Raw genomic sequence first — 2,133 nt, 5'->3', positions numbered from 1 at the left:
TGAGAGGCAAAGCCTCGGATTAGTTTTAAGCAACTACAGTAGCTGTTGCATAAACGCTATCAGATACTTTTGAAATGTTCGGTCTACTTGTGCTAGTGTAAACGTGAACGGTATCACCTGCAGCCATCTGAGTGTCTGGGATATCATATGTTGCATCAGAACGAACTGCGCTTCCTGCATCTACAATCCAATAGTCTTTATCTTCATTGTAAACAACGAAAACCATTTCGTCAGTTGCGAGAGCATCAGACGTACCGCTATTGTCTGTCCACGGAACAGTTATAGTGTTGTCTGAGTCGTCTGCATCTAACGTACCAACTACTACACCAAGAAGTGAGCCTCGGGTAGAGTAGAAACCAGAAAAGGTTGTAAAACCCGCAGTAGTGAAGGTGGCAATGTTCGTTTTCACGAAATCGTTATAGCCCGACATTTGCTGCGCAAAAGGATTCCAGTAGACCTGGATAAGAGCTGCCAACAATATACGGGCGGCTGCAACAATTTGAGTCATTGCACCCCTTTGGGCTTGTTGAGCTGCTGTGTTTGGGTTGGCTACTGAGAGAGGAAGTGATTTTAGGACTGCAATACCTTTCCAGCTTGAGCCCACTACGTTTGCAATCTTACCACTAAGACCGCCAAGGATACCCTGCTTAATTCTTGCCATTTTTTAGATGTTTAAATTGAACTTACAGAATAATAGTGCTAATGTAGTCATCCGACTAGGGTGAGCCAAATAATATTTGGAAATTTGAGATCTACCACCAAATTTTATTTTGTCTTGTACTGGTTGGGTCTTTTGACATGAATGCCTGATTTTAAGCCTCTAAGCACACCATTCTTGTCTGCAATCAACACCTTACCCTGGCCGCTTAGCTTATCTACTATGCCTCTCGTTTCTTTCAAATTGCTGTATTTAATCCTTGCCATAGTATTCAGTTGAGTTTGTTGATTTGTGTCCTATTGATTTACTTCTATCCCTCTCGGTCATCTCTATACTTCTCGTGTTCTTTACAAAATCATCCCTGAAGCTATGAGTGATTGACATATGAAATCTACCTTTCTTTAACTTGCCAATGCCTATTTGTTTGTAAAGCCTATAGGCTGAAAATCTGTTCATGTGGTGAAAGGGTTCAACCTGGTTGGCTTTTGCTTTGATCATGAAATCTGCTATAACCTGAACGGCTACAAGTCTGTTCTCGCTGCCTTTCAGCCCTTTTATGTATATATCTCCCCTATCTGTTATATCCCCAATTTTAATGTTTAGAGCCTCCGTAATTCTGCAGCCTGTGTAGTACATGAGTAATCCGAGTTCATAATAACGCCCCAGCCGAGCTCGATTTGCTTCCAGTTTGTGCCTGGCTGTTTCTTTTGTGGCCATTGCTACAGCTCCTACATAACACGGTTTCTTAATCTGTGCGTTGGTGTTTAAAACGGAGTTCGTGCGGCCCTTCATGGTGCTGTAACTTCTAAAAACGACAAAACGGCCAAAACCAAGACTATAAGGATTGTAATAATCAGCATTACTTTGGAGTTCGGTCTACCTGGCCCAACTGGATCGTAATCACGATTTGACCAGCCTCTGATATCATTGTACATGATTGTTTAACTTTGGTGCTCATCAAATTTACTACTATGGATTACATTATCAAAAACAATCTGACAGGGGCTGTGACAAAATACCCTTCTTTGAAAGCTTTTAGTGAAGGACTTGACAAAGTCGCAAAATTCAGTCACTGGAACAAAGAAGCCCAAGAGGCTTTTCTTAAGCGTATCAGGTCGGGCAAGACTCCTAAAATAGGAATTGCCGGCATATCTGTTACTGTAGGGCTTAAAAAGTCATTCAATGCACTGAATTGAGGGGGTGGGGCTTGGTGGTAAAATGTGCAGCCGAAGGCTGACATGAGCCGAAAACGAGCGCATGGGAGCGGGGCGAAGCCCCGAGAACGAAGGAAGGTGCGTTAGCATCCTGAGTGAGTTGCTAGCTGGCTGTGAGAGCGACAAGGCGACACGGGAAGTGAAGCCTGGCGCAGATTTTTGCGGCTGCAAAAATTGTGACAGGCTGTGCATTTGGCAAATTGCATGACAAAATGTGAACCAGGGCGATAGCCCTAGAGAATCATTTTGGCGGGCAAATTT

3 protein-coding genes are annotated in these 2,133 nt (G+C 43.4%); 1 reads left to right on the top strand and 2 read right to left on the bottom strand.

Annotated elements, in window-relative coordinates:
- Positions 1 to 25 precede the first annotated feature (25 nt).
- On the bottom strand, positions 26 to 661 hold the full coding sequence (locus KDG50_15310; GenBank protein MCB1866786.1) for a hypothetical protein: 636 nt from the start codon (positions 659 to 661) through the stop codon (positions 26 to 28).
- 249 nt (positions 662 to 910) lie between these two features.
- Entirely contained in the window at positions 911 to 1,375 is a 465-nt protein-coding gene (locus KDG50_15305; protein ID MCB1866785.1) for a tyrosine-type recombinase/integrase, read from the bottom strand.
- Positions 1,376 to 1,608: 233 nt separating this feature from the next.
- Between KDG50_15305 and KDG50_15300 the strand changes: the two genes are divergently transcribed.
- Positions 1,609 to 1,854, top strand: coding sequence for a hypothetical protein (locus KDG50_15300; GenBank protein MCB1866784.1), 246 nt, complete (start codon positions 1,609 to 1,611; stop codon positions 1,852 to 1,854).
- The last annotated feature ends 279 nt before the right edge of the window (positions 1,855 to 2,133 follow it).

It is taken from the genome of Chromatiales bacterium, assembly GCA_020445605.1.
Classification (GTDB): Bacteria; Pseudomonadota; Gammaproteobacteria; order JAGRGH01; family JAGRGH01; genus JAGRGH01.
This window is presented reverse-complemented; position numbering and strand designations above follow the sequence as displayed.

Bases quoted from the DNA above. Each gene is read 5' to 3' on its own strand.
- KDG50_15305 (MCB1866785.1), bottom strand. From the start codon at position 1,375: ATGGCCACAAAAGAAACAGCCAGGCACAAACTGGAAGCAAATCGAGCT.
- KDG50_15310 (MCB1866786.1), bottom strand. From the start codon at position 661: ATGGCAAGAATTAAGCAGGGTATCCTTGGCGGTCTTAGTGGTAAGATT.